This window comes from Burkholderia sp. HI4860, from assembly GCF_002223045.2.
Lineage (GTDB): Bacteria > Pseudomonadota > Gammaproteobacteria > Burkholderiales > Burkholderiaceae > Burkholderia.
Map to the genome: position 1 here is coordinate 815,148 of NZ_NKFO02000001.1, position 24,853 is coordinate 840,000.

Consider the following 24,853-nt stretch of genomic DNA (forward strand, 5'->3'; position numbering starts at 1 on the left):
TTCGATGGAGCAGATAGATGGCTAAAAAGAAGTCCGCGCGGCCCGAGCCGGTCGCATCCCGACCGAGCCGCGAAGAAGCGGAAGACGCCGTTCGCGTGCTGTTGCGCTGGGCCGGCGACGATCCCGCGCGCGAAGGCCTGATCGACACGCCCGCACGGGTCGTGCGCGCCTATGAGCAGTTCTTCGCCGGCTATGCGCTGGAGCCGCGCGACATCCTCGCGCGCACGTTCAGCGAAGTCGACGGCTACGACGAAATGATCGTGCTGAAGGACATCCGCTTCGAGAGCTACTGCGAGCACCACATGGTGCCGATCATCGGCCGCGCGCACGTCGCGTATCTGCCGAATCATCGCGTGGTCGGCATCTCGAAGCTCGCGCGCCTCGTCGACGCGTTCGCGAAGCGCCTGCAGATCCAGGAAAAGATGACCGTGCAGATCGCCGACACGCTGTTCGACGTGCTGCAGCCGAAGGGCGTCGGCGTGATCCTCGAGGCCGCGCACCAGTGCATTTCCACACGCGGCGTGCACAAGCCGGGCGTCGAGATGGTCACGTCGCGCATGCTCGGCACGTTCCGCACCGATCCGTCGACGCGGCGCGAATTCCTGTCGATCGTCGCGAATCCTTCTTCCGTGAATCTGACGAATACGTAATGGAGCAGACGAAGCAAGCGGCGCACGCGCCCGTCGTGCTCGTGACCGGCGCCGCGCGCCGGGCCGGGCGCGCGTTCGCCGAGTATTTCGCCGCGCACGGCTATCGCACCGCGGTGCATTACGACCGTTCGGCCGATGCCGCGCAGGCGGCGGCCCGTGCGATCGCCGAGCGCGGCCACGATTCGGTCGCGCTGCAGGCCGACCTGTCGGATGCCGCGCAGATCACCGCGCTGATCGACCAGGTGTATGCGCGCTTCGGGCGCCTCGACGTGCTCGTCAACAATGCGTCGGTGTTCTGGCAGGACCATTTCCCGAGCTTCGACCTCGCGGCGTTCGACCAGGCGTGGGCCGTCAACTGCCGCGCGCCGATCCTGCTCACGCGCGCGTTCTACGAACGGGCTCGCACGGCCGGCGCGCAGGGTGTCGTCGTGAACGTGGTCGACCAGAAGATCAAGGAAAACTTTCACCGCGACCATTTCAGCTATACGGTCGCGAAGGCCGCGCTCGGCAACCTCACGCAGATGCTCGCGCTGTCGTCCGCGCCGGTGCTGCGCGTGAATGCGGTGTTCCCCGGGCTGATGCTGCCGAGCGACGACCAGACGCAGGCGGACTTCGAGCACGCGAGCCGCGCCTCGACGCCACTCGCGCGCATCGCCGGCCCCGACGATGTGGCGAGCGCGATCCTGATGCTGACGGGCAACGCGTACAACGGCGTCGATTTCGTCGTCGATGCGGGGCAGAACCTGATCCGCGTCGACCAGGACGTGCTGTACAAGCACCGCGCGCCCGACGGCAAGCACTGACCGGTGCGCGTCGACGGCCGGCGGCTGTCGGGCGCGCGCTGCGTTACGGCTTGTCGGCGCTCCCGCCTTCTCGCACCTTGCCCTGCGCGACGCTCGTGCCGGGCGGCACGCTGTGCGTGAGCCACACGTTGCCGCCGATCACCGAGCCGCGCCCGATCGACACGCGACCGAGAATCGTCGCGCCCGCGTAGATCACCACGTCGTCCTCGACGATCGGGTGCCGCGCATTGCCCTTGACCAGTGCACCTTCGCCATCGGCGGGGAAGCTCTTCGCGCCGAGCGTGACGGCCTGGTACACGCGCACGCGCTCGCCGATGATCGCCGTCTCGCCGATCACGACGCCCGTGCCGTGGTCGATGAAGAAGCTCGGGCCGATCTGCGCGCCCGGGTGGATGTCGATGCCGGTCGCCGAGTGGGCGATTTCATTGATGAACCGCGCCAGCAGCGGCACACCCAGCTGGTGCAGCGCATGCGCGAGCCGGTGATGCATCATCGCCAGCACGCCGGGGTAGCACAGCAGGATCTCGGTGATGTGCTGCGCGGCCGGATCGCCCGCATACGCGGCCTGGATATCGCTGACGAGCAGCGCGCGGATCGCCGGCAACTGCCGGCCGAATTCGCGCGCGATTTCGAACGCGCGTTCGTCGAGCTCGGCGAACGGCGTATCGGCATGCTCGGGCAGGAACGGCAACGCACGGCGGATCTGTTCGGACAGGATGCGCAGCGTGCTTTCGAGCGTGTGGCCGACGTAGAAGTCGACGCTTTCGTCGGTCAGATCCGCTGCGCCGTAGTGCGTCGGAAACATCGACGCGCGCAGGCCGGTCACAATCTTGCAGATCGCATCGCGCGACGGCAGTTCGCGAATGCCGCGCGGATGGCGCGTGCGATGGAGTTCCTCGCGCGACTCGCGCAAGCCGGCGACGATTTCTTCAAGGCCCCACTGACGGGCGGGTGATGTCGACATATGCCAATGCAGGCGGCCGCGCTCGGTCGCACGGCCGCTAATAAAGTGACGGGTTCCGCAAGATTACCGCGTTTTTTGTCCGGGAGCGGCACGCCGGGGCTCGGCCGGACGGACGATGGCACGGGATCGCGACGGCGTCAGATCGTGATGCTGCTCGCGTCGATCCATCGCACGGCCCAGTCGCGCGCGTGCGCGATCGCGTCGCCTTCGTCGTTGAACTGGAGCTCGATCGGGAAAAATCGGTTCGCAACGAGTTCCCCGTCGCTCGATCGGGAGATCACGACGTAGGGCTTGAACGAACCGTCGCTGGCGCGCGCGGGCGCGCAGTTCAACAGATAACCGCGGTGCGTGAAGGCAGTAGTCGCTTGCATGAATCCGCCACCTCTAGTCCCTTGCTTTGTTGTTCACTACCCGTCTTTAAGGGTGCTCGGCCCCCCGGTGCGGGCAGAGGCGGCGCGACTGAATCCCCTGTCGCCGCTTCGCAGGAAAAGAATCATACTCTGTAGAAAACGCGTCTTCTAGCTGAAATAAATCACGACAAATCAGTGCGCGTCGGGCGACCGCGGCGATCGCCCGCGCGCCTTTTCCCGTCATGCCCGGAACGGGATTTGCTTCGATCCGGAACGCTTCGCCGCGAGGAGAGCCGCGATGGAATCATCCGGTCAAACCGATCGTCCGCGTCCGCGCAGCATCGAGCTCGACAACGACGCCACGCACGACAGCACGGTCGACACCGACGGCAAGAACCGCGAGGCGTCGCGCCTCGCCGGCGGCGGGCCGATCTCGCCCGACGAAATCACGCGCAGCAACGCGTCGCTCGTCAATGCGATGCCGGAAGCCGGCGACGGCTTCGCCGGTTTCGACAGCCGCCCCGGCGGCAATCATCCGGCGTTCGCGCTGCGTGCCGGCTACATGGTGATCGAGAAGGGCTTCGACGCGCCGCCGCCCACGAGCGACGCGCTGTTCGGCCCCGTCCACCGGATGTACGGCAGCACGTACTGGCCCGGCCACCAGCGTCGGCCGGAGCGCGTCTTCGAGCTGACGGCCGTGCCGAGATAGCCGGCGCGGCGTTTGAATCGGTCGTTCGTTTGCGGATCGGTATCGGCCGACAGCCGATGGCCGGGGATCGGCGTACACGACCGTGCGCCGATCGTGTGCCGGCAACCGCACGATGCACGATGCGCGAACGAATGATTCCGCGCAGCAGCGCGGGCGGCGCCATGCACGCCGTGAATTGCACTGACGCACATGCGTTGATCGAGGTCATGTCGAAACGGCGCGGTTGCGATTGAATGGCGATGCGGGCAATGCAACCGCGTGATCGTCGTGTCGTGTCGATGCGATCGGCGTGCGCGGCCAGGCGTATGCGTGCGCCACGCGCGACAGCGATGCGCGCACATGCCTTCCCGCCGCCCCTGCAGACAACAGCGGCCACCACGTCACACGCAACGCGTCGCGTGTCGCAGCATGCGTAGGTGCGTGGCCGTGCGCCGCGGAAACGGCAGCGGCGCCGCCGCACAGCACGACCGGCACCTCACTGCAAAGTCCCGGCCGTTGGTTTACTCTGCCTCGCAGCATTGCGCATTGCCCAGCCCCAACGGCCATCCGGCCGACTTCGTTTCAACCCGCCACTCGGAGACACTATGTACAAGCGTATTCTGGTTGCCGTCGACGGCAGCGACACGTCCCGCCACGCGTTCGATGCCGCGCTGGCGCTCGCGAAATCGCACGGCGCCGAGCTGCAACCGTTCTACGTCGTCGAGAACGCCGCGATCTACTACAACGTCCCCGGCTACGATCCGTCCGTGCTGCGCGATCAGCTCGTCGCGCAGGGCAATGCACTCGCGAAGGATTTCACCGCGCTGATGCAGGCAGCGGGCGTGAAGGGCGAGACGAAGCTGGGCGAAGCCACGTCGCTCAACGACGTATCGTCGCTGATCCTCGAGGGCGCGAAAGCGTTCGATGCCGATCTCATCGTGCTCGGCACGCACGGCCGCCGCGGGTTCCGCCGCCTCGTGCTCGGCAGCATCGCCGAGCAGTGCGTGCGCCACGCGACGCTGCCCGTGCTGCTGATTCCGGCGGCCGCCAACGTCGACGAAACGGCCGCGTAAGCAGCGTTCGGCATGCGCGGGCAGTCGCGACGTTTTGTCACCCGACAGCGGCAAGTTGCGGTGGGACAATGATTCCGTCGATTCAACGCCGGAGTAAACGATCATGCTGACGCCCGTCGCCACACGTCCCGCCGCCACGCCTCATGCCGGCAGCTGGGCTCCTCGCCAGGCCGCGCACTGCTCGACGTGCGCCATGCGGCACCTGTGCATGCCGCAGGGCCTGGCACCCGAAGCGCTCAGCCGCCTCGAGTCGGTCATCTGCACGGCGCGCCCGGTCAAGCGCGGCGAAGCGCTGTTCCGCGAAGGCGACGCATTCGACAACCTGTACGCCGTGCGCTCGGGCTCGCTGAAAACCGTCGCGACGCGCCACGACGGCCGCGAGCAGGTCACCGGCCTGCATCTCGCCGGCGAAGCGCTCGGCCTCGACGGCATCTGCGACGACACGCATCCGCGCACCGCGGTCGCGCTGGAAGACAGCTCGGTCTGCGTGATTCCGTACAGCGCGCTCAAGGCACTGTGCTCGGAAGCCGGTTCGATGCAGTTGCGCATGCACAAGCTGATGAGCGAACAGATCGTGCGCGAAACGTCGCAAACGATGCTGCTCGGTTCGCTGAACGCGGAAGAGCGTGTCGCCGCGTTCCTGCTCGACGTCTCGTCGCGCTACCTGAAGCGCGGGTACTCGCCGTCCGAATTCAACCTTCGGATGACGCGCGAAGACATCGGCAGCTACCTCGGCATGACGCTCGAAACGGTCAGCCGCACGCTGTCGAAATTCCAGAAGCGCGGCCTGATCGAAATGCGGGGCCGCCACGTCCAGATCGTCGATTTCGACGGCCTGCATCACGTCTGATGTGACGCCGCACGGCGCGCACCTCGCGCGCCGCCTGCGTCACGCGATCGGTCAATCGAGAAACAGCGCGGCGCGCGCCTTCAGCGCCGCGCTGAAATCGTCGAGCCAGCCGATCGACAAACGCCAGCTCTGCCAGTAAAGGTCGATGTCGATCGTTCGCCCGCGCGACATGTCGACCAGTTCACCCGCCGCCAGTTGGCGGTCGACCATCCGGTCCGGACACATCCCCCATCCCAATCCCGTTTCGCACGCACGCAGGTAGCCCGCGACGTGCGGTATCCAGTGCTGCGGCGGATCGAGATCCGCGCGCGTCACGCGCCGGATGAAACGCGCCTGCAGCCCGTCCTTCGGATTGAACATCACGCACGGCGCGCGGCGCAGCGCATCGCGCGTGATGCCCGCGGCGAAGTAGCGTTCGTAAAACGCCGGCGAGCACACCGCACGGTAGCGGATGCGCCCGAGCCGCTCCGACCGGCACCCCTGGATCGGCTCCGCCTGCGCGGTCACCGCGCCCTGCACGCTGCCGTCGCGAATGCGCGACGCGGTGTAATCCTGGTCGTCGATCACGAGGTCGAGCAACGTTTCGCGCTCCGTGCAGAACGGCCCGACCGCGTCGATGAACCACGTCGCGACGCTGTCGTCGTTGACCGCCACGCGCAACGTCGGCCACGTGCTCGCGATTTGGCCCGGCAATGCGGGCATCCGGCCGCCCAGCTCCGCCTCGAGCAGTTGCACGCGCTCGGTATGCCGGCACAGCAGCGCACCCGACGTCGTCGCGACGCATGGCTGCCCGCGCTTGACGAGTACGCTGCCGACCCGCTCCTCGAGCAGTTTCACGCGCTGCGACACGGCCGACGCCGTGACATTCAGCTCCTTGGCCGCCCGCTCGAACGAGCCGTGCCGGATCACGGCCGCGAGGGCATCGAGCAACGCGTAGTCGAGCATTAGATTTCCTTAATCGGCATTAGGTGATTTAGCTTCTCTTATTTTCAGGCTGACCGCAGACTAGCGCTACCCGATTCATTCGTCTACTGCTTCCACTGCTGTCACCCATCATGAACTGGCTCGCTTTTTCCCACGGCGCCGCACTCTGCGGCTCACTCATCGTCACCATCGGCGCGCAGAACGCATTCGTGCTGCGGCAGGGCATCATGCGCTCGCACGTCGGCAAGATCGTGCTGCTGTGCGCACTGTCCGACATGATCCTGATCGGCGCGGGCGTCGGCGGCGCGTCGGCGCTCGTCGAACGCTATCCGACCTTCGTCCATGCGGTGCTGTACGTCGGCCTCGCGTATCTCGCGTGGTTCGGCATCAATGCGCTGCGCCGCGCGTTCAAGCCCGGCCACGAAACGCTCGACGTGCGCGGCGACGCGGTCGCGCCGCCGCCGCAGAGCGGCCTCGCGATCGTGCTGATGACGCTCGCGTTCACGTGGCTCAACCCGCACGTGTATCTCGACACGTTCCTGCTGATCGGCACGGCCGGCGCACGCGAGCCGGAAGGCGCGCGGCTCGCGTTCGCGATCGGTGCGATGTCTGTCAGCGTCGTGTGGTTCCTCGGGCTCGGCTACGGCGCGCGGCTGCTGGCGCCGTGGTTCCGCAAGGCGACGGCGTGGCGCGTGCTGGATGGCGCGATCGGCAGCATGGTGCTGTTTCTCGCGGCGGTGCAGTTGCGCTGACCGGCTCGCCAATGCGCGGGCGGCCGCTTGCCGCCCGTCGTCCCGCCCGCTTCGGCGCAATGCCGGAGCATCCACGCTCCCGCCCGCCTCCCGCCACCCACCGCTGCGCGTCACCTCGCGCCAGCCGCGACAAAAAATCGGTTCCCGATCGAACGCAACCACGCGAAACACCCACACAGCGGACGGGTTGTCCGTCATCTGCGTCAGGCCGTCCGCCATCGCGACGGTGCGCCGCCTGCACGATTCGGAGCGATCGGCGAGAATGTCCTGCGTCCCGCGACAACGGCGTGACCGCACCACGTACCCCGTCGTCTCGCCGTGATCGTCTCGGCCCATCCCGCAGTTCCATTCCGTCACCCGCAGATATCGGAGCAGAACATGGCACTACGCACCCTCGGCACATCTAACATCCAGGTTTCGCCGCTCGCGTTCGGCGGCAACGTCTTCGGCTGGACCGTCGACGAGAACACGTCGTTTGCGCTGCTCGACGCGCTCGCCGACACCGGCATCAATTTCATCGACACGGCCGACGTCTACTCGGCCTGGGTTCCCGGCAACAGCGGCGGCGAATCGGAAACGATCATCGGCAAGTGGCTCAAGCGGTCCGGCAAGCGCGAGCAAGTCGTGATCGCGACCAAGGTCGGGCTGCTCGCCGCGCGCGCGGGGCTGACCCGCGACAACATCCTGAAAGCCGCCGACGATTCGCTGCGCCGCCTGCAGACCGACTACATCGACCTGTATTTCTCGCATCGCGACCTCGCCGATACGGCCCCGCTCGAAGAAACGCTCGGCGCCTATCAAACGCTGATCGACGCGGGCAAGGTGCGGATCATCGGCGCATCGAACTACAGCGGCGCACGGCTGCGTGAAGCGGCCGACATCAGCAAGCGCGACGGGCTGCCCGCGTACCAGGTCATCCAGCCCGAATACAACCTGCTCAACCGCGCCGACTACGAGCGCGATCTCGAACCGGTCGTGCGCGATCTTAGGCTCGGTGTCGTCAACTACTACGCGCTCGCGAGCGGGTTCCTGTCTGGGAAGTACCGCAGCGAGGCCGACCTGAAGAAGAGCGTGCGCGGCGATCGCGTCGCCGGGTATCTCAATGAACGCGGGCTGCGCATCCTCGCCGCGCTCGATGCGGTAGCCGAGAAGCACGGCACGCAGCCGGCCGCGATCGCGCTTGCATGGCAGATCGCGCGGCCGACGATCACCGCGCCGATCGCCAGCGCGACGTCGCTGGCGCAGCTGGCATCGCTCGGCGAAGCGATCCGGGTTCAGCTCGATCAGGATGACATTCGCCGGATCGACGAGGCGAGCGCGGGCTGAAGTCACGCAGCGGCGGCCGATCACGGGAACCGCAAAATCCTGCGGCTCCTTGATTGGCCCAGTCAGCCGTCTACCTCGCGCAAATACCACGTCACGGCTCCATGCTGCGTCGTCTCCGGCCCCGGCATTGGCTCTCCCGCCTTTACTCGCAGCGTGCGCTTCAGGAACGGACTGAACCAATCCCCCTCGCGTGGACACGGCTGGCCCGGACGCGCACGCAGTACGCGAACGCTGACCGGTGGTGCTGCAGGCTCGATTTGAAGTGTCGCGGCCGGTTCGTCCGCGGGCGGTGCAGGTGAAATTGCAGTCGGCTCGACCGGGCGAGACGGCCAGATTCCCGGCGCATCGAACCGGCGCAGCCACTCATTTGTCGATATCTCGTCGAACCGAACTTCGCCTACGATCGAACCCATGTGCAGACAACGTAACTCGGGCACGCGTATCGGCTTCAAGAGCCGGTTTGCAGCCACGTAGGCGGCCGGCTGCGGATCGCGCTGCGTCCAACCCAGCGATGGCCATTCACCCGCCTTCACCATCACGCCGTTCGAGTAATCGACCAGCGACAGCCCGTTCGCCGCCTCGTTTTGGACCGCCCGCTCCAGCGCCTCTCGGCCGCCTAGTTTCTCCAGCCAGCTTCGATGCAGGATCGTGTACCAACTCACACTCTTGATGCCTTCACGTAGTTCGTCGTGACCTAGACCATTACCTACGTCAAATCCCAAAAATTGCTCGGCCTGTTCCAGTTCCAAATTCTCATAGCGATGCCCTTCATTTGACCGCTGAAAACCGAGCCCGGCGTGACCATGCAACACAGGTAGCCGCATCGCAAATTCGGCCAGTAGCTTCTCGAAGGCTGCTCGCCCGTTGCCGCGCAACACCCCGACTGGCAAATAGATTTGGAGGTAAGAAAGGTCTTTCCATGCTTCTTCGAACAAGCTTCCCTGCGAAAACGCACGCATCCCCCAATCGCCCACGTAGTCAAAACCCGGCCCGGATGACCAGGTAAATTCGATTGCATGCGTAAGCGGTCGCGTACGGACCCAGTCAGCAAATGTGGAAAAGCGCTCAGGTGTGTATTTGCCTTGCTTGCGCGGATGCTCCCAATAGCCCCACTGCAATCGTTGGCCCATGATCTCCTCCAACCGCAGCATCACCCCGGCCAGTTGCGCCCGGTTCGACGGCGCATACGACTTCAGCAGGTAGAACACGATCACCAGCCCGCCCTGCAACACGACCTTATCCGCGTCGTCCTCTGATCCGTAAGTGAAGTGCCACTTCGCCGCATCCCATTCTTCAAAGAATTCCACGATCGTCCTCAGCCTCAGTCTTCGCGCAGATACCAAGTCACTGCTCCCTGCTGCGTCGTCTCCGGCCCCGGCATTGGGTCCCCCGCCTTTACTCGCAGCGTGCGCTTCAGGAACGGACTGAACCAATCCCCCTCGCGTGGACACGGCTGGCCCGGACGCGCACGCAGTACACGAACGCTGACCGGCGGTGCTGCAGGCTCGAGCTGAACTGTCGCGGGCGGTGCAAGTGAAATTGCAGTCGGCTCGACCGGGCGAGACGGCCAGATTCCCGGCGCATCGAACCGGCGCAGCCACTCATTTGTCGATATCTCGTCGAACCGAACTTCGCCTACGATCGAACCCATGTGCAGACAACGTAACTCGGGCACGCGTATCGGCTTCAAGAGCCGGTTTGCAGCCACGTAGGCGGCCGGCTGCGGATCGCGCTGCGTCCAACCCAGCGATGGCCATTCACCCGCCTTCACCATCACGCCGTTCGAGTAATCGACCAGCGACAGCCCGTTCGCCGCCTCGTTTTGGACCGCCCGCTCCAGCGCCTCTCGGCCGCCTAGTTTCTCCAGCCAGCTTCGATGCAGGATCGTGTACCAACTCACGCTCTTGATGCCATCGCGAAATTCCGGATGCCCCATGGGGTCGGCAACGTCAAACCCCAAAAATTGCTCGGCAAGTTCCAATTCCAGGTTCTCGTAGCGATGAAACTCATCGCATTGCTGAAGACCTAACCCCGCGTAGCCGTGCGACACGGGCAATCGCATCGCCAATTCCGCCAATAGCTTCTCGAAGGCCGCGCGCCCATTGCCGTGCAACACCTCGACCGGAAAATAGATTTGAAAATATGAAACTGTTTTCCATGCCTCTTCCTTCAGGCTCATCTGAGAAAACCCACGCATCCCCCAATCGCCTACGAAGTCATAACCCGGACCAGACGACCAAGTAAATTGGACAACATGCGTAGGTGGTTGCTTGCGCACTGATTCCGCAAATGTGGAAAAGCGCTCGGGCGTGTATTTGCCCCTCTTGCGCGGATGTTCCCAGTAGCCCCACTGCAACCGTTGGCCCATGATCTCCTCCAGCCGCAGCATCACCCCGGCCAGTTGCGCCCGGTTCGACGGCGCATATGACTTCAGCAGGTAGAACACGATCACCAGCCCGCCCTGCAATACAACCTTATCCGGATCGTCCTCAGACCCGTAAGTGAAGTGCCACTTCGCCGCATCCCATTCCTCAAAGAATTCCACGCTCGTTCTCCTTAATCCGCCAGATACAACACGCGCACCGTCGCGTTGTGATTCAGCATTTCCAGCATCCGCATCGCGTCCTGCGTCATCCTTGGGGCCTCGCTGTCGCTTGCGGGCGGCGTCTGGGCTGCTGCGTTATAGATGGCGGCATTGGCCGCCGCCGCCGTCACGGCAACCTTCCCGATCGGGAAACGCGCCAGCGTCTGCGCCCCGTGCCCAACCAATTCCACCGCGCCGCCTAGTTCGCCCGCAGCGCCGGCAAGGGCACCCGCGCCGGCAAGGGCTGTTCCGGCCGCCGCGCCCGCCAACGGCGCACCGAGAATCAGCGTCAATTGCTCTCGCAAGCGTCGCCGTTCCGCTTCCTCGCGCTCCGCTCCCGTCGGGTCGTAGCTCCGCAACTCGGCCAGATAACGATGGTCATCAATCCGCCGAGCGCCGCCCCCGAACACTCGCCGCACTGCCTGCTGCTCGGCCTCCATGTCGTGCAGCAACAGGGCCGATTGAGGCAGTTGCGCATGAAACTTTTTGAGCCGCTCCGGCGAGGTCACGCCGCCTTCGACTGTGCGAAACACCGGCTCCGCCTTACGCGCCTTCTCCAGCCATTCGCGACGGCGGCGTGGCGTCTCGCACACCTTCGTTTCCAGCAGGCGGAATTTGTTGATCTCACCGTTCACAATCTTGTAGTAGGCTCGCGTCTGCTCATCCGTCAACACGTCCCCCTCGAACTTGATTTCGATCAGGTAAGCAATGTTGTCGGCAGCAAACCGCGCCGAGCCCGTGCCCCCCTTGTAGTCGCGCAAGCGAATCACGTCCGGAATGCGCAACAGCCCCGGGATCTTCGGCCGATCCAGCTCTGTCCAGTCCCACCCGGTATCGGCCGAACGCACCAGCCGGTACGCTTCGCGCACCTCATCGGGCGACAGGTTCTCCTCCAGATACGCAGTCGTCACCAGCGGCTCTGCCAAGCCGATCTGCACCCACGGCAAGGTGCCCTCGTCGATGCCCGCCTGGAACGCCACGCGTCGCCGGATGATCTCGTAACGCGATAGCGGCATGGTCGATGGCCGGAACGGCTCCCTGCGGCTCATGATGGCCTCGGGTGGTCGCCCACCAGCAGGAAGCATGTCGAAGCCGACTTCCCCCCAATACGGCCATTGCCAGAAACTTCCCTTGCAGTCGTAATGCACCCAGCGCGACACCTGCCGCTGACACAGCGCACGCCCTCGTGCATCGCGCATCGGGAACTGTTCCGCAAAGCCGGCTTTCTGGCACAGATACCAAAGGTCCATCGGGTTCTCGACGGGCAACACCGTGCCCGCCGCGTCGGGCCGTTTCGTCTGACTGCCCTTGCCGGGTTTCGGTACGTTCGGCGCTTGCTTGCGAGGCGGTGGGGTTGTGGTTGTCATGATCGGCTCACTCCCAATTCACTGATGCGCGCAAAATCCAGCTTGTATTCCGCTTCGTCGTCCCAATACCGCGCCCGCACCCAATCCGTCGCATCATCGGGCAGCGCCTCGCAATGCACGGGCGCACTTGATTCGGCATAGGCCTTCACGGTATGTCCCGCGGCATTCGTGCGTCCCTCGACCACACGACCATTCGGGTGCGTCAACTGATAAATGCGGTCGGGAAGCGCCTTGCCCGCTCGATCTCGAAGGGTGTAGAACTCTTCGAAGTCCGCGCCCGGCATCCCCGGGAACGGTTTCGTCACCGACTCCGGGCCGAACGTTTGATGACTGCCTGCATAGACCGTGTGCTCGCCGGCTGTCTTTACGACATACCCCCGTTCGCTGATGCGAACCTCGGTACTTCCCGCGTGCAGTACGATTTCATCCGCCGCGTGCAAGTGGATACTGTCGGCCGTACTCGTGATGTTGATGGTCTTCTTTGCTGTGAGGTCGACACCGTCGGTCTGCGCTTCAATCCGCACTTTCCCCGCCGCGGCGACGAGCGCCATGCCGGCCTTGTGCACGAACAGCGAGAACGTATTCGACACGCTCGCGAACAGCGAACGCCCTACGGCAAGCCCGACATGCCGGCCGCTCGTTATGGCGACATCCTCGCCGCTCGCAATATGAGCGCTACGCTCGGCCGCCAGACCGAATCCGGCTGGTCCGGCCAGTACGATGTCCGCCTCTGTCAATTCCGGGAAATCGTCCGGGCCGGCAGGCGTATTGCCACGAATTGCATCATTGCGTGCCTTGATCGACCTGGCCACATCGCTCTGGTCCGCGTCGGGCTGTTGTGCCTGGTGCCGTTGCGCCAGGCCTGTGAGGCTTTCCTGCAGCTCGCGCGCCCGAGTGAGTCGGCCTATGGCCTCCTTGGCGTCCTTCGCATGGCCCGGGCCGCCCGGTTGGCCGTCCGTCGATACAAACAAACCCCTCAACGCCCGAACGACGCCCCAATCGTCGGTGCGAAGATCGAAGCCTATGCCACGCGCATCGGCACGCCCCTTCTTTCGGGTAATGCGCCGGATATTGCCGAGACTCAATTGCGACGTGCCCGCATCGCTCGCAAGCTGCGTCTGGATTTGCTCCCGCGTATCGTCGATCGCCAGATGGCCGGATGCCGTGCCATGGAGCTCCCGACCACGAATGACCGACACCGCGTGGTTGTACGGCTGGTCCAGTGCAGGCTGGCGGAATGCGTTGACGGTGCTCCCGATAATCACGGGCAAATCCGGGTCGCCGTAGTAGTGCGACACCGCCACTTCATGGCCGATACGCAGAATGAACGTCGCACCCATGTCCGCGCCTTGCCAAGGCGACAGCACACGCAGCCAGATACCCGAATTCTCGTCGTGCTGGCCTTGCCGGTCCCACTCGAATTGCACCTTCACGCGGCCGTATTGGTCCGTCCAGATTTCCTGCCCGGCGGGGCCGACGACGATTGCTTTTTCCGGCCCGCTCAAAACGGGCTTGCAAACGCTGCGCGCCAGCCTGAACGGCTCGTTCGTCGGTAACAGTTCGAACTGCGCGTGGGCGCGATAGGTCTGCGCATGACCGGTCCTCCCGGCGAGGTCCTCGATATCGAGCGTGCAGGACACAACCACGTATTCACGATTCGCCGCCTGTTGCGGATGACCGATGAGCGTAAAGGTGTGGCCGACCGTGAGGCCGCGCAAACTTCCTTTGCCGTGCGCACGCCGCCCCATGCAGCGCTGCGCCTCGAGCTGAACGCGCGCGAAGTGCCGCGCCTCCCGCTCCGTATCGTTTGGCTGGCCAGTCAGCCCCTGCGCGCCGGCGAGCGGCTGACTGTAGTCTCCCCAATCATAAATCTCGCCATCCGAGCAGGCCGTCGGACGAGGGTCTTCCGCGGTAGTGCCCAGCCTCGCGCGTGGCCGCGTGTAGTCGTAATCCGTCACGCTCACGGAGCCTGCCGTCAATCGACTGGTCACGGACAGCGTGTGAATGTGTTCCTCGTCGATGCGCTGACCGCCGGGCGGCAGATAGCGCAACGTCTCATAAGCCTCCCCGTGCGGTTGGTGTCCGCCCATCGCGTCGCACAGGACCAGACGGTGATGGCCGTCATCGTGTTCGAACCACCACCAGATGCCCCATTCTTCCCAGAGGCGTTGCAGGAACGCCCAGTCCGATTCGAAGGCCTGTCGCTGTACGTCCCGTTTCGGGTAGACGCCCCTGAATGCGCCGAGACGCTTGTCGACGGGGTAGGGATACTTCGAAAGCACTGCGTCGGTGATTTCGACGACGGTCATATCCTGAAACAGACGGCAATCCTGCGTCAGGGTCGCGCGATGGAGCCATGGCCGCAGTTCCAGTTCGTACAGGATCGCCTTGCGATCCTGACCGGCAAGCCTTGCTGTTTCGACCAATCCGGTAATTTCACGCGTACCCGCGCCGATATTGCCAAGTCCGGCGGCACCCGCCAGCCCTGGAATGAACCGACCTTTGCCTTCGAGCTGGATCGACACGGTGACTTCCGTGCCGACTATCTTGTCCAGATCGAGATCAGCCGTGCGGCTCGGCGAAATGGCATAGGCGTCGTCGGTGCGCAGCGTGACGAGGTAGCGGCATTCGTCGAGGCGGCCGATGGTTTCGGTGCCTTGCAGGCGCACCGGGACGAATACCGGCAGCGCATCCACGCCATAGGTCGGCAACGACGCACCCGCGATCGACAGCGTGCGAGCCTGAGCAAAAAGCGCCATTTACTCGGCCCCCGCCGCTCGCCGACCGACGACGGTCGCACCGCACCCCGTCTTGTCGCCGTGATAACCCACGCGCCGACCGTGATGCGTGCGGGGGCCACTCGCCAGCAAAGGAAAAACGCCACCGCATTTCGGACAACGAACGCCATGGCCGTCAAGCGCCACGCCAATTCCGAGATGTTTCAGGTCATCCGCGCATTCGATGACTTCGCCGCCGTGGTCGGTTGTATCGCCCACGCGGACCATGTCGAGGCCTTGTTCATTTTTCATCAACGATCTCGCAAGTCACGGAGATCGAGATTGATAACGCGGAAATTCGGCGCCGACTATGGGATGAATACGATTTTTCCGAGTTTGTTTGTGGCCAGGAAAACGACGCCCTTCATTTACACCGTCCTTTCGGTAATCGGGGAAATCAGGAGATACCGACCGTCAGTCATGACGAATCTCAGCCGTTACGATGCGTTCATGTTGATGCTTTGGTTTCAGCACAAATCCGTTGCGCTTGATTGGTTCGCTGCCGTACGCCTACCGCAAAAACGCCTCCTCGACTTGACCACACCTGCCGTTTCTATTGCCTGATACGGACATCCCCTCGGACTCCGCCCGCAACGCCTCGCCGCAAGCGCATCACACACCCGCCCCGGGTCTTTCACGGATTGACCACGCCCTCCGCCATACCCGAGACTGCGCCGCTCAGGCGGTCATTGGGAGAACGTCATGCCGGACACCAGCACGGAGATCGCCACGATCTCGACGCGCGCCGTTCGCGGCCACGAGCGCGTCGACTTCTGGGTCGACCATGTCGCGCGCATGCTCGTGCGGATCGAATGCAGCGGCAAGTCGTCCGAAGGCATCGACGCATCGCTGCGCAAGCGCGATCTCGGGCTGTTCGGCGCCTGCGACATCGTCGCGAACCGGCACGCGGTCGTGCGCACGCCGCACAACATCCATGCGGACCCGCGCGACGCCGTGTTCATCTGCCTGATGCACGCCGGGCAAGGCTATACGTTCCAGGACGTCGACTGCATGCACCACGGGCCCGGCGACCTCGTCTTCTACGACACGTCGATGCCGTACGGCCACGGCTTTCCCGCCGACATGGCGATGACCGTGCTCGACGTGCCGCGCGACGTGTTCGAGGCGCGCGTCGGCCCGTGGCGTTACCGCGGCCTCGTCAAGATCGATCGTGACGACGGCGTCGCGTCGTGGGCCGTAAGGCAGGTCCATGCGCTGCTCGCCGCGCCGCAAGATCCGACGCCCGATGCGCGCGAACGGCGCGCCGCCGCGATCCTCGATCTCGTGCAGTCGATACTGCGGCTGCGCGACGGCAACGCGTCGCCGACCAAGTCGACCGTCCACACGTTGTCGCGCGCCAAGGCGTTCATCGACAGCCATCTCGCCGACGACGACCTTGACAGCCAGTCGGTGAGCCGCGCGATCAACCTGTCGCCGCGCCAGCTCGCGCGCGTCTTCGAAATCGAAGGGATGCCGCTCACGCGCTACATCCTCGCGCGGCGGCTCGAACGCTGCCGCGCCGACCTGCGCGACCGGTCGCTGAAACACCTGACGGTCAGCGAGATCGCGTTCCGTTGGGGCTTCAACAACAGCGCGCACTTCAGCCGCAGCTATCGCGCGCGCTTCGGCGAGACGCCGAGCGATACGCGCGCACCGGCGCCGGACGACATGCGCTAGCCCGCCATTTGCCACCCGCCACCCGCAGCCGTGTCCCTGCGAGGCAAGCACGGCGTCCGTCCCGATCAAATGGGGCCGCCTAGCGGTCGCTAAGCTGGCTTCCTGCGCGGCGGCACTCGTTTCGCCGCCCGACAGCAAGGAGAAGAAGCGGGATGGAGACGTACGACCATATCGTCGTCGGTGGCGGTTCGGCCGGCTGCACGGTCGCGCACCGGCTGGTGAAAGCCGGCAGGCGTGTGCTGCTGCTCGAGGACAGCCCGAAGGACGACAACCTGTTCATCCGGGTTCCGGCGACGTTCATCCGCGTGCTCGGCACGCGGCGCACAGTCACATTCGAGAGCGAGCCTCAAGCCGGCGCGGCGGGACGCAAGACCTACGTGCCGCAGGGTCGCACGCTCGGCGGCGGCAGTTCGGTCAATGCGATGCTGTACGTGCGCGGCACGCGCGACGATTACGACGACTGGGCCGCGCTCGGCTGCACCGGCTGGGGCTGGGACGACGTGCTGCCCGTGTTCAAGCGCGCCGAGTCGCACTTGCGGCTCTCCGAGCCGTTTCACGGCACCGACGGGCCGTTGAAGGTTGGCGACACGCGCTTCCGGCATCCGCTGAGCCTCGCGTTCGTGAAGGCCGCGCAGGAAGCCGGCATCGCTTACAACGATGATTTCAACGGCACCGCGCAACATGGCGTTGGCTTCTATCACACGACGATCTTCGACGGGCAGCGCGGCAGTACCGCGGCCACCTATCTCGCCGACGCGATCGGTCACCCGAACCTGCGCGTGCTGACCGGCTGCCGCGTCACGCGCATCCGGTTCGACGGCCGGCGTGCAACCGGCGTCGAATGGCGGACGGAAAGCGGTGCGACGGGCTCGGCCGCCGCGCGCGCCGACGTCGTGCTTGCGGCCGGCGCGCTAAGCACGCCGAAACTGCTGATGCTGTCGGGCATCGGGCCCGGCGCACACCTGCGCGCGCACGGCCTCGACGTGCTGCACGACAGCCGCGACATCGGCGCGAACTACCAAGATCATCTCGAAGTCTCGATCTACGGCCGCAGCCATGCGCCCGTCAGCCTGCTGGGCGAGGATCGCGGGCTGAAGGCGTTGCGACACGGGCTGCAGTGGATGCTATGTCGCACGGGCCTGCTGACGTCGAACGTCGTCGAATCCGGCGCGTTCGTCGACACGACCGGCAGCGGCCGCCCGGACATCCAGTTTCACGTGCTGCCGACGCTCGTCGGCGACGTCGATCGCGAGCCGCTGCCCGGCCACGGGCTGTCGATCAACCCGTGCCTGCTCAGGCCGCGCTCGCGCGGCTCGGTGCAACTGCGCGGCAATGATCCGGCCGCGCCGATCCTGTTCGACAGCGGCGCGCTGTCCGATCCGGCCGATGTCGACGGCCTCGTGCGCGGTGTCGCGCTCGCGCGGCAGATCATCCGCGCGCCGTCGCTCGCGCGCATCGTGCGCGAGGCCGAGACGCTGACCGACACGGCACTCGCCGACTACGTACGGCACCGCGCGAAAACCGTCTATCACCCGGCCGGCACCTGTCGCATGGGCAACGACGAGCATGCGGTCGTCACACCGCGACTCGCGGTGCAAGGTGTCGACGGATTGCGGATCTGCGATGCGTCGGTGATGCCGCGCATCGTGTCCGGCAATACGAACGCGCCGACGATCATGATCGCGGAGCGCTGCGCCGAATTCATGCTGGCAGAGTAACGCAACGCGGCGCGCGGGCGTTTTCCTTCACGACAATAAAAAACGGCGCGTGAAACACGCGCCGCCGCTCCATCCACATCACCTGCCGGAATCACCCCCCGTCGGTCCGCGCCGCCTCGCGCAGCGCCATCGGCGACGCGCCATAGCGCTCGCGAATCGCACGGCTGAAATGAGCCTGGCTCGAAAAGCCCCAGCGAAACGCGATTTCTCCGACGCTCGTCTTGCGCAGCCGCGCATCGGTCAGCTCGCGATACGCATGCGACAGCCGTTCCGACCAGATGTGCTGCGTGATCGACTCGCCTTCGGCCGCGAAGAGCCGGCTCAGATGCCGCAGCGACAGCCCGACCGCATCGGCGACGGCCTGCGGCCCGAGTTCCGGGTCGCCCAGATGCGTCGCGATGTACTGCTTCGCGGTCAGCAGATACGACAGCGAAGCACGCGACGCGCCCGCGCCATTCACCTCCGCATGGATGAGTTCCGCGATCAGCGTGCGCGTGTGTTCGGCGAACCGCGCGGCGTCACGCTCGACCGGATCCTTCATGAAGCGCTCGACGCTCGCGCGCAACGTCGCGCCGAGCATCGCGCCCGCGCCCGGTTTCGGCGCGATCCGCAGCGGCAGCGCCGCCAGTTCCGCATCGAGCCGGTCGTCGAACGTCGTGATCGGGATATCGATCAGCAGCTGCCGCATCGGCGTCAGGAATCCGAACAGATAGGGCACGCGCGTGTCGTAGACGACGACATCGCCGGCGTCCGCGAGCAGGCAACGGTCCCGCTGGATGAAATACGCGCGCCCGCTCAGGATCTGGCACGCGAACAGCGACTCCTTCGGCAACTGCCGCACCAGCGCGGGGCTGCGCTCGATCACGTGATCCTGGCCGCTGATGTCCGCGATGCCGAGGCCCGGCAACGCGATGTCGGTCTTCTCGACCTCGAGCCCGGCCGGCGACAGCGACGAACAGCGCAGCCCGACCAGCGTCGCCGCATTGAACGCATCCCAGTACGCCATCCTGTCGCGCGCCGGCACGTCGGCCGTCGAGCCTCGCGTTCGGGAAAAAACGGTCGAATTCGTCACGTCGCCTCCTGCGGGCGCCTGTCGTGCGGAACGGCACGGATTGGGGGATGGTTCGTCTGGATTTTGGTGCGATGCAATGTCCGGCGCGGTCAAGCAATTCGTCCAGCCCAGTCAAGAGCGGCGCGCACCGGCTGGCTAAAGTCGAGCCCACGACAACCGATACCCAAGGAGACAAACCGTGGTCGACAAAGCCGTAGCCGAATTCTGGCAAAACATCCCGCCGATTGCCAATCCGTTCAAGCCCGATGCACTGCCCGAAGCGTACATCGCGGACGCAGCCACCGACGACGAGCGCTATTACGTTCCGTTCACCGAAACGGTTTCGTCGCGGCCGCTGTGGATCTCCCCGTCGCAGAACAAATGGTGCGACATCCTGATGGCCAAGGAAGCCGGGCTCGTGAACCGGCACTATCACCCGCACGAGGTGTTCGCTTACACGCTGTCAGGCAAGTGGGGTTATCTGGAGCACGAATGGACCGCGACACGCGGCGATTTCGTGTACGAGACGCCGGGCGAAGGCCACACGCTCGTCGCGTTCGATCACCCGGAGCCGATGCGCGCGTTCTTCATCGTCAAGGGGCCGCTGATCTGGCTCGACGAAGCAGGCAACCCCGACGGCTACTTCGACGTGCATTCGTACATCGCGATGTGCAAGGCGCATTACGAGCGGGTCGGCCTCGGCGCGCAAGCAATCGAGAAGCTGTTCCGCTGACGTGCGGCGAGGCTCATCATGACATCCTCCACCTCCTCCCGATCCGCGTGGACGTACGAGAACAGGTTGCTGCTGATCCTGTTCATGACGTTCGGCTTCGTGTTCTTCGACCGCCTCGCGCTGTCGTTCCTGTTCCCGTTCATGTCGGCCGAGCTGCACCTGACGAACACGCAGCTCGGCATGGTGTCGTCCGCACTCGCGCTCACGTGGGCATTGTCCGGTGCCGCGACGGGCGCGTGGTCCGACGCGCGCGGCACGCGCAAGCCGCTGCTGATCGCGGCCGTACTCGGCTTTTCCGCGTGCTCGGCGCTGTCGGGGCTCGTCGGCGGCTTCGCGAGCCTGATCGCGTTCCGTGCGCTGATGGGCATCGCCGAAGGCCCCGTGCTGCCGCTGTCGCAATCGCTGATGGTCGAAAGCTCGACGCCGAGCCGCCGCGGGCTGAACATGGGCCTGCTGCAAGGCTCCGCTGCCGGCCTGCTCGGCGCGATGATCGGCCCGCCGGTGGTCATCGGCATCGCAACCACGTACGGCTGGCGCGAGGCGTTCTACGTGTCGTGTATTCCCGGCTTCCTGATCGCATTCTGCATCTGGCGCTGGGTGCGCGAAGCGCCGCCCGGCGGCGTGCGGCACGCGCAGGCCGAACCCGCCGGCGCACCGGCCGCGAGCGGCGCGGCAGTCAATCGATGGGCGCTGCTGAAGGAGCGCAACATCCTGCTCTGCGTGCTGATCAGCGGCTTCTTTCTCACGTGGTTCGTGGTGATCATCTCGTTCGCGCCGGTGTTCCTCGTGGAAAGCCGCCATCTGTCGCCGTCCGACATGGGCGTCGTGATGACCTGCCTCGGCGCCGCGTGGGTGTTCTGGGGCTTCGCGGTGCCGGCGATCTCCGACCGGATCGGCCGCAAGCCGACGATGATCGCGTTCGCGCTGATCGCGGCCGCGTGCCCGGTCGTGATGATCCATGCCGGCTCGCTGTGGGCGCTCGGCGCGCTCGTGTTCGCCACGTACACGGGCCTCGGCTGCTTCACGCTGTTCATGGCGACGATCCCGGCCGAAACGGTGCCGCCGCGCGCGATCGCCAGCGCGCTCGGCCTGATCATGGGTGCCGGTGAGTTGATCGGCGGCTTCGTTGCACCGACCGTCGCCGGCTTCGCGGCGGACACGTACGGCCTGCAGTTCGCGATGTGGACGTCGGCTGCCGGCGCGATCCTCGCGTGCGTGCTGTCCTTCGGCCTCGTCGAGACCGCGCCCGCCGTGCTGCGCAAGCGCGCACTCGCCGGCTCGGCTGCGAGCCATCTCGATGCACAGAATGTCGGAGGCCACTGACATGCGGGCACTTCAATGGCATGGCCCGCGCGACGTCCGTCTCGTGGAAATCGACACACCGCGCGTCGGCCCCGGTGACGTGCGCATCGCGGTCGCGTACTGCGGGATCTGCGGCAGCGACCTGCACGAATATGCGGACGGCCCGCACGCGATTCCGGTCGACACGCCGCATCCGCTGTCGCGCCGCACCGCGCCGCTGACGCTCGGCCACGAGTTCTGCGGCACCGTCGTCGAAGTCGGCGACGGCGTGACGGCGCTGCGCGCGGGCGATCGCGTCGCGGTCGAGCCCGAGTATCGCTGCAGCCAGTGCGCGTATTGCCGCACGGGGTCGTACAACCTGTGCGTATCGATGGGTTTCGCCGGGTTGATGGGCGACGGCGGCATGGCCGACTTCGCGGTCGTGCCGGCGTACATGCTGCATCGCCTGCCTGACGGCGTGAGTCTCGAACAGGCCGCGGTGATTGAGCCGGCAGCCGTCGCGCTGCACGCGTTGCGGCGTGGCGAACTGCGGCTCGGCGAAACCTGTGCGGTGTTCGGCCTCGGGCCGATCGGCCTGCTGCTGATCATGCTCGCGAAACTGCAGGGGGCGACCACGATCGTGGCCGTCGACGTCTCGCCCGAACGGCTCGCGGCGGCCGCGCGCGTCGGCGCGACGCATATCTTCGACGCGCGCGCACTCGGTGCATCCGCGCTGCAGGACGCGATCCGCGCGGTCACGGGCGGGCTCGGCGTCGACGCGAGTTTCGAAGCGGCCGGGCTGCCGGCCACGTTCGAATCGGCGATGGGGGCACTGCGCAAGGGCGGCCGCGTCGTGATGGTCGGCCTGATGCCGCATGCCGGCTTCGACGCGTTCCGCGCGGTCAACGACGAGCTGACCTTCACGGCGAGCGTCGGTTACCGGCATGCGTACGAAGACCTGCTGCGCATCGTCGCGACGGGCGCGCTCGACCTCACGTCGATCGTCACGCGCACCGTGTCGCTCGAAGACGCCGTTGCCGACGGCTTCGACGCGCTGCTCGCCGACCGCGCGCAAATCAAGATCCTCGTTTCACCGGCGCAACGGCCGGCCCGTCGCGCACAGACCATCGGGAGCGTCGAGCATGAGTCGTCAGTGGGCGTTTGAAGGCCGGTCCGTCGTCGTGACGGGCGGCACGTCGGGCATCGGTGCGCGCACGGCGATGCGGTTCGCGGAAGCCGGCGCGTCGGTCGTCGCGCTCGGGCTCGATGCAGCCGGCCCGCACGCGCCCGTGCATGCGGCTGTTCGCTGCGTGGAACTCGACGTGACCGACAGCGATGCGCTGACGAGCACGATCGCGGCGCTGCCGCGGCTCGACGTGCTCGTCAACGGGGTCGGCATCAGCCGGCACGCGGACGAATACCGGATGGACCAGTTCGAGCTCGTGCTGAACGTGAACCTGACCTCGGTGATGCGTGCCTCCGACGCCGCGCGGCCGGCGCTGTCGGCGCACGGCGGCAGCATCGTCAACGTCGCGTCCATGTACACGTACTTCGGCAGCAAGGACCGGCCCGCGTACAGCGCAAGCAAGGGCGGCATCGCGCAACTCACGCGCTCGCTCGCGCAGGCGTGGGCCGATCGCGGCATTCGCGTGAATGCCGTCGCACCCGGCTGGATCGATACGCCGCTCAGCAGCGGCCTGATGGCCGACATGCAGGCGTCGCGGCGCATCCTCGAACGCACGCCGCTCGGGCGCTGGGGCACGGCCGACGAAGTCGCGGACGTGATCCTGTTCCTGTGCTCGCCCAGCGCGTCGTTCGTGACCGGCGCGGTCGTGCCGGTCGATGGCGGGTATTCGACGGTCTAGTGCGCTGCCGAGCGGGCATCGGCACGCCCGCGATTGCTGCCGATGCCCGTCACACATCGATTTCCTTCGGTTGTCACTGAGGCGGGATTCGTCCGGCTCAACTTTGTTCACATCAATCAGTAGTCCAATCAAAAATATCCGACTCGATCGGAAACATGTGAGGAGCACATTGGAGATGACGAAAAAGACCCTTCTGGCGCTCGCGGCATGCACCATTCCCGTCGTGTCGTTCGCGCAGAGCAGCGTGACGATGTTCGGGCTGATGGATGCCGGCATCAGCTACGTCAGCAATCAAGGCGGCCACGGCGCCGCGAAGTTCGACGACAACATCTTCTTCCCGAACCTGCTCGGTTTCGAAGGCAAAGAGGATCTCGGTGCGGGCACGCGCGCGATCTTCCGGCTCGTCAACCAGTATTCGCTCGGCAACGGCTCGATCATCGGCGGCGGGCTGTTCGCACGCACGGCCTATGTCGGGCTGCAGAACGACCGGTACGGCACGCTGACGCTCGGCAACCAGTACGAGTTCATGGTCGACGCGCTGGCCGCGAGCGGCAACGAGATCGCGCAGGATCTCGTCGGCCTGTACGGCTTTCGCAACGGCCCGTTCGACAAGCTCGCGTTGCCGAACAACCCGACCGGCGCCTTCGACTGGGATCGCGTCGCGGGCAGCAATCGTGTCGCGAATTCGGTCAAGTACACGAGCCCGTCGTTGTCGGGCCTCACCGTCGGCGCGCTGTACGGCTTCGGGAACGTCGCTGGGTCGGTCGGCGCGAACAACACGGTCAGCGTCGGCGCGAGCTACGACAACGGCCCGTTCGGCGCGGGCGCGGCCTATACGAACCAGAAGTACGGCGCGACGGACGGGCTACCGCCGACCAGCGTGCGCAACTGGGGCGCGGGCGCGCACTACACGCTCGGCACGGTCACCGGGAAAGCGCTCTTCACGACCGTACGCAACGCGCAAAACGGCGCGGGTGCGTGGTCGGCGGAAGCCGGCGCCGCGTGGCGGCCATCGCCGGCGTGGGTGATCGGCACGAGCTACACGTACATGAAGGGCAACGACACGCTCGACAACGCGCACGCGCACCAGGTGCTCGCCGCCGTCCAGTACTGGCTGTCGAAACGCACGATGGTGTACGTCGCGGGCGTGCATCAGCGCGCGAACCACGGCAGCAACGCGCAGATCAATGGCGTGATGGATGCGAACGGCGCGTCGAGCGGCGCGCTGCAGTCGATCGCGCGGGTCGGGTTCAGTACGCGGTTCTAGGCCGCCTTCTCGGCGGATTCTGGCAGCGACCCTGTGTCTGGATCGCCTGACGACGCAGGCGCGGAGTCGGCCGCCGGCCGACCGGATCGGAACGTATGCGTGCAGCCGGAATCCACTCGGCGAAACAGGCGCGCAATAGCGTGAACGATGCGC

24 protein-coding genes are annotated in these 24,853 nt (G+C 65.7%); 15 read left to right on the top strand and 9 right to left on the bottom strand.

Going from position 1 to position 24,853, the window contains the following annotated elements:
- The first annotated feature begins 17 nt into the window (after positions 1 to 17).
- Positions 18 to 650, top strand: a complete 633-nt coding sequence (gene folE / locus CFB34_RS03690; RefSeq protein ID WP_089443680.1) for a GTP cyclohydrolase I FolE — start codon at positions 18 to 20, stop codon at positions 648 to 650.
- Positions 650 to 1,453, top strand: coding sequence for an SDR family oxidoreductase (locus tag CFB34_RS03695; protein WP_089443681.1), 804 nt, complete (start codon positions 650 to 652; stop codon positions 1,451 to 1,453). Before folE ends, CFB34_RS03695 begins: the two co-directional genes overlap by 1 nt.
- 43 nt (positions 1,454 to 1,496) lie before the next feature.
- Here CFB34_RS03695 and epsC read toward each other — a convergent pair whose 3' ends face one another.
- Together epsC and CFB34_RS03705 are read right to left on the bottom strand one after the other, a co-directional pair.
- A complete protein-coding gene (gene epsC / locus CFB34_RS39005) occupies positions 1,497 to 2,417 on the bottom strand; it encodes a serine O-acetyltransferase EpsC (RefSeq protein WP_089443682.1) in 921 nt (306 codons plus the stop codon).
- 137 nt (positions 2,418 to 2,554) lie between these two features.
- A complete protein-coding gene (locus tag CFB34_RS03705; RefSeq protein ID WP_011356723.1) occupies positions 2,555 to 2,788 on the bottom strand; it encodes a hypothetical protein in 234 nt (77 codons plus the stop codon).
- 277 nt (positions 2,789 to 3,065) lie between these two features.
- Between CFB34_RS03705 and CFB34_RS03710 the strand changes: the two genes are divergently transcribed.
- The 3 genes from CFB34_RS03710 (at position 3,066) to fnr (ending at position 5,378) form a co-directional block, all read left to right on the top strand.
- Positions 3,066 to 3,476, top strand: coding sequence for a DUF3005 domain-containing protein (locus CFB34_RS03710; RefSeq protein WP_089443683.1), 411 nt, complete (start codon positions 3,066 to 3,068; stop codon positions 3,474 to 3,476).
- 584 nt (positions 3,477 to 4,060) lie between these two features.
- Positions 4,061 to 4,528, top strand: coding sequence for a universal stress protein (locus CFB34_RS03715; RefSeq protein ID WP_089443684.1), 468 nt, complete (start codon positions 4,061 to 4,063; stop codon positions 4,526 to 4,528).
- A gap of 103 nt (positions 4,529 to 4,631) precedes the next feature.
- Positions 4,632 to 5,378, top strand: a complete 747-nt coding sequence (gene fnr, locus CFB34_RS03720) for a fumarate/nitrate reduction transcriptional regulator Fnr (RefSeq protein WP_089443685.1) — start codon at positions 4,632 to 4,634, stop codon at positions 5,376 to 5,378.
- A 51-nt stretch (positions 5,379 to 5,429) separates the two neighbouring features.
- Here the strand turns inward: fnr and CFB34_RS03725 are convergent, their stop codons facing one another.
- The gene (locus tag CFB34_RS03725) at positions 5,430 to 6,323 is read right to left on the bottom strand and encodes a LysR family transcriptional regulator ArgP (protein ID WP_089443686.1); all 894 of its coding nucleotides are present in this window, start codon (positions 6,321 to 6,323) and stop codon (positions 5,430 to 5,432) included.
- 110 nt (positions 6,324 to 6,433) lie between these two features.
- Here CFB34_RS03725 and CFB34_RS03730 point away from each other — a divergent pair, with 110 nt between their 5' ends.
- Positions 6,434 to 7,054 (top strand): LysE/ArgO family amino acid transporter, encoded by a 621-nt coding sequence (locus tag CFB34_RS03730; RefSeq protein ID WP_089443687.1) that lies wholly within the window; start codon positions 6,434 to 6,436, stop codon positions 7,052 to 7,054.
- A 378-nt stretch (positions 7,055 to 7,432) separates the two neighbouring features.
- Positions 7,433 to 8,380: an aldo/keto reductase gene (locus tag CFB34_RS03735; protein WP_089443688.1), complete on the top strand. Its 948-nt coding sequence runs from the start codon at positions 7,433 to 7,435 to the stop codon at positions 8,378 to 8,380.
- Between the two features lie 62 nt (positions 8,381 to 8,442).
- Here CFB34_RS03735 and CFB34_RS03740 read toward each other — a convergent pair whose 3' ends face one another.
- The 5 genes from CFB34_RS03740 to CFB34_RS03760 are packed head-to-tail and all read right to left on the bottom strand — an operon-like array spanning position 8,443 to position 15,336.
- Positions 8,443 to 9,687, bottom strand: a complete 1,245-nt coding sequence (locus CFB34_RS03740) for a type VI immunity family protein (protein WP_089443689.1) — start codon at positions 9,685 to 9,687, stop codon at positions 8,443 to 8,445.
- 14 nt (positions 9,688 to 9,701) lie between these two features.
- Complete coding sequence (locus CFB34_RS03745; RefSeq protein WP_089443690.1) at positions 9,702 to 10,925, bottom strand: type VI immunity family protein; 1,224 nt, start codon at positions 10,923 to 10,925, stop codon at positions 9,702 to 9,704.
- Between the two features lie 11 nt (positions 10,926 to 10,936).
- Positions 10,937 to 12,331 carry a hypothetical protein gene (locus CFB34_RS03750; RefSeq protein WP_143329547.1) on the bottom strand — a complete coding sequence of 465 codons (1,395 nt, stop codon included), beginning with the start codon at positions 12,329 to 12,331 and terminating at the stop codon, positions 10,937 to 10,939.
- Positions 12,328 to 15,090, bottom strand: coding sequence for a type VI secretion system Vgr family protein (gene tssI, locus CFB34_RS03755; RefSeq protein ID WP_089443692.1), 2,763 nt, complete (start codon positions 15,088 to 15,090; stop codon positions 12,328 to 12,330). The genes CFB34_RS03750 and tssI overlap by 4 nt, the downstream gene beginning before the upstream one ends.
- On the bottom strand, positions 15,091 to 15,336 hold the full coding sequence (locus CFB34_RS03760; protein ID WP_242808632.1) for a PAAR domain-containing protein: 246 nt from the start codon (positions 15,334 to 15,336) through the stop codon (positions 15,091 to 15,093).
- On the opposite strand from CFB34_RS03760, the gene CFB34_RS03765 reads away from it, so the two are divergent.
- The 3 genes from CFB34_RS03765 to CFB34_RS03775 all read left to right on the top strand — a co-directional run bounded on the left by CFB34_RS03765 (position 15,238) and on the right by CFB34_RS03775 (position 18,503).
- A complete protein-coding gene (locus CFB34_RS03765) occupies positions 15,238 to 15,672 on the top strand; it encodes a hypothetical protein (protein ID WP_242808648.1) in 435 nt (144 codons plus the stop codon). The two genes, CFB34_RS03760 and CFB34_RS03765, sit on opposite strands and share 99 nt — an antisense overlap.
- A 138-nt stretch (positions 15,673 to 15,810) precedes the next feature.
- Positions 15,811 to 16,785, top strand: coding sequence for a helix-turn-helix domain-containing protein (locus tag CFB34_RS03770; RefSeq protein ID WP_089443695.1), 975 nt, complete (start codon positions 15,811 to 15,813; stop codon positions 16,783 to 16,785).
- Between the two features lie 152 nt (positions 16,786 to 16,937).
- Positions 16,938 to 18,503 (top strand): GMC family oxidoreductase N-terminal domain-containing protein, encoded by a 1,566-nt coding sequence (locus CFB34_RS03775; protein WP_089443696.1) that lies wholly within the window; start codon positions 16,938 to 16,940, stop codon positions 18,501 to 18,503.
- A 91-nt stretch (positions 18,504 to 18,594) separates the two neighbouring features.
- Here CFB34_RS03775 and CFB34_RS03780 read toward each other — a convergent pair whose 3' ends face one another.
- A complete protein-coding gene (locus tag CFB34_RS03780; protein WP_089443697.1) occupies positions 18,595 to 19,575 on the bottom strand; it encodes a helix-turn-helix domain-containing protein in 981 nt (326 codons plus the stop codon).
- 178 nt (positions 19,576 to 19,753) lie between these two features.
- Between CFB34_RS03780 and CFB34_RS03785 the strand changes: the two genes are divergently transcribed.
- From CFB34_RS03785 to CFB34_RS03805, 5 genes are all read left to right on the top strand, one after another.
- Entirely contained in the window at positions 19,754 to 20,287 is a 534-nt protein-coding gene (locus tag CFB34_RS03785; protein WP_089443698.1) for a 2,4'-dihydroxyacetophenone dioxygenase family protein, read from the top strand.
- 18 nt (positions 20,288 to 20,305) lie between these two features.
- Positions 20,306 to 21,610, top strand: coding sequence for an MFS transporter (locus CFB34_RS03790; protein WP_089443699.1), 1,305 nt, complete (start codon positions 20,306 to 20,308; stop codon positions 21,608 to 21,610).
- Between the two features lies 1 nt (position 21,611).
- On the top strand, positions 21,612 to 22,733 hold the full coding sequence (locus tag CFB34_RS03795) for a 2,3-butanediol dehydrogenase (protein ID WP_089443700.1): 1,122 nt from the start codon (positions 21,612 to 21,614) through the stop codon (positions 22,731 to 22,733).
- On the top strand, positions 22,711 to 23,433 hold the full coding sequence (locus CFB34_RS03800) for an SDR family oxidoreductase (protein ID WP_089443701.1): 723 nt from the start codon (positions 22,711 to 22,713) through the stop codon (positions 23,431 to 23,433). Before CFB34_RS03795 ends, CFB34_RS03800 begins: the two co-directional genes overlap by 23 nt.
- Before the next feature lie 175 nt (positions 23,434 to 23,608).
- Positions 23,609 to 24,700: a porin gene (locus CFB34_RS03805; protein WP_089443702.1), complete on the top strand. Its 1,092-nt coding sequence runs from the start codon at positions 23,609 to 23,611 to the stop codon at positions 24,698 to 24,700.
- The last annotated feature ends 153 nt before the right edge of the window (positions 24,701 to 24,853 follow it).

Coding starts and splice junctions, on each gene's coding strand:
- folE (WP_089443680.1), top strand. CDS start 18: ATGGCTAAAAAGAAGTCCGCGCGGCCCGAGCCGGTCGCATCCCGACCG.
- CFB34_RS03695 (WP_089443681.1), top strand. CDS start 650: ATGGAGCAGACGAAGCAAGCGGCGCACGCGCCCGTCGTGCTCGTGACC.
- epsC (WP_089443682.1), bottom strand. CDS start 2,417: ATGTCGACATCACCCGCCCGTCAGTGGGGCCTTGAAGAAATCGTCGCC.
- CFB34_RS03705 (WP_011356723.1), bottom strand. CDS start 2,788: ATGCAAGCGACTACTGCCTTCACGCACCGCGGTTATCTGTTGAACTGC.
- CFB34_RS03710 (WP_089443683.1), top strand. CDS start 3,066: ATGGAATCATCCGGTCAAACCGATCGTCCGCGTCCGCGCAGCATCGAG.
- CFB34_RS03715 (WP_089443684.1), top strand. CDS start 4,061: ATGTACAAGCGTATTCTGGTTGCCGTCGACGGCAGCGACACGTCCCGC.
- fnr (WP_089443685.1), top strand. CDS start 4,632: ATGCTGACGCCCGTCGCCACACGTCCCGCCGCCACGCCTCATGCCGGC.
- CFB34_RS03725 (WP_089443686.1), bottom strand. CDS start 6,323: ATGCTCGACTACGCGTTGCTCGATGCCCTCGCGGCCGTGATCCGGCAC.
- CFB34_RS03730 (WP_089443687.1), top strand. CDS start 6,434: ATGAACTGGCTCGCTTTTTCCCACGGCGCCGCACTCTGCGGCTCACTC.
- CFB34_RS03735 (WP_089443688.1), top strand. CDS start 7,433: ATGGCACTACGCACCCTCGGCACATCTAACATCCAGGTTTCGCCGCTC.
- CFB34_RS03750 (WP_143329547.1), bottom strand. CDS start 12,331: ATGACAACCACAACCCCACCGCCTCGCAAGCAAGCGCCGAACGTACCG.
- tssI (WP_089443692.1), bottom strand. CDS start 15,090: ATGGCGCTTTTTGCTCAGGCTCGCACGCTGTCGATCGCGGGTGCGTCG.
- CFB34_RS03765 (WP_242808648.1), top strand. CDS start 15,238: ATGGCCGTCAAGCGCCACGCCAATTCCGAGATGTTTCAGGTCATCCGC.
- CFB34_RS03760 (WP_242808632.1), bottom strand. CDS start 15,336: ATGGTCCGCGTGGGCGATACAACCGACCACGGCGGCGAAGTCATCGAA.
- CFB34_RS03770 (WP_089443695.1), top strand. CDS start 15,811: ATGCCGGACACCAGCACGGAGATCGCCACGATCTCGACGCGCGCCGTT.
- CFB34_RS03775 (WP_089443696.1), top strand. CDS start 16,938: ATGGAGACGTACGACCATATCGTCGTCGGTGGCGGTTCGGCCGGCTGC.
- CFB34_RS03790 (WP_089443699.1), top strand. CDS start 20,306: ATGACATCCTCCACCTCCTCCCGATCCGCGTGGACGTACGAGAACAGG.
- CFB34_RS03795 (WP_089443700.1), top strand. CDS start 21,612: ATGCGGGCACTTCAATGGCATGGCCCGCGCGACGTCCGTCTCGTGGAA.
- CFB34_RS03800 (WP_089443701.1), top strand. CDS start 22,711: ATGAGTCGTCAGTGGGCGTTTGAAGGCCGGTCCGTCGTCGTGACGGGC.
- CFB34_RS03805 (WP_089443702.1), top strand. CDS start 23,609: ATGACGAAAAAGACCCTTCTGGCGCTCGCGGCATGCACCATTCCCGTC.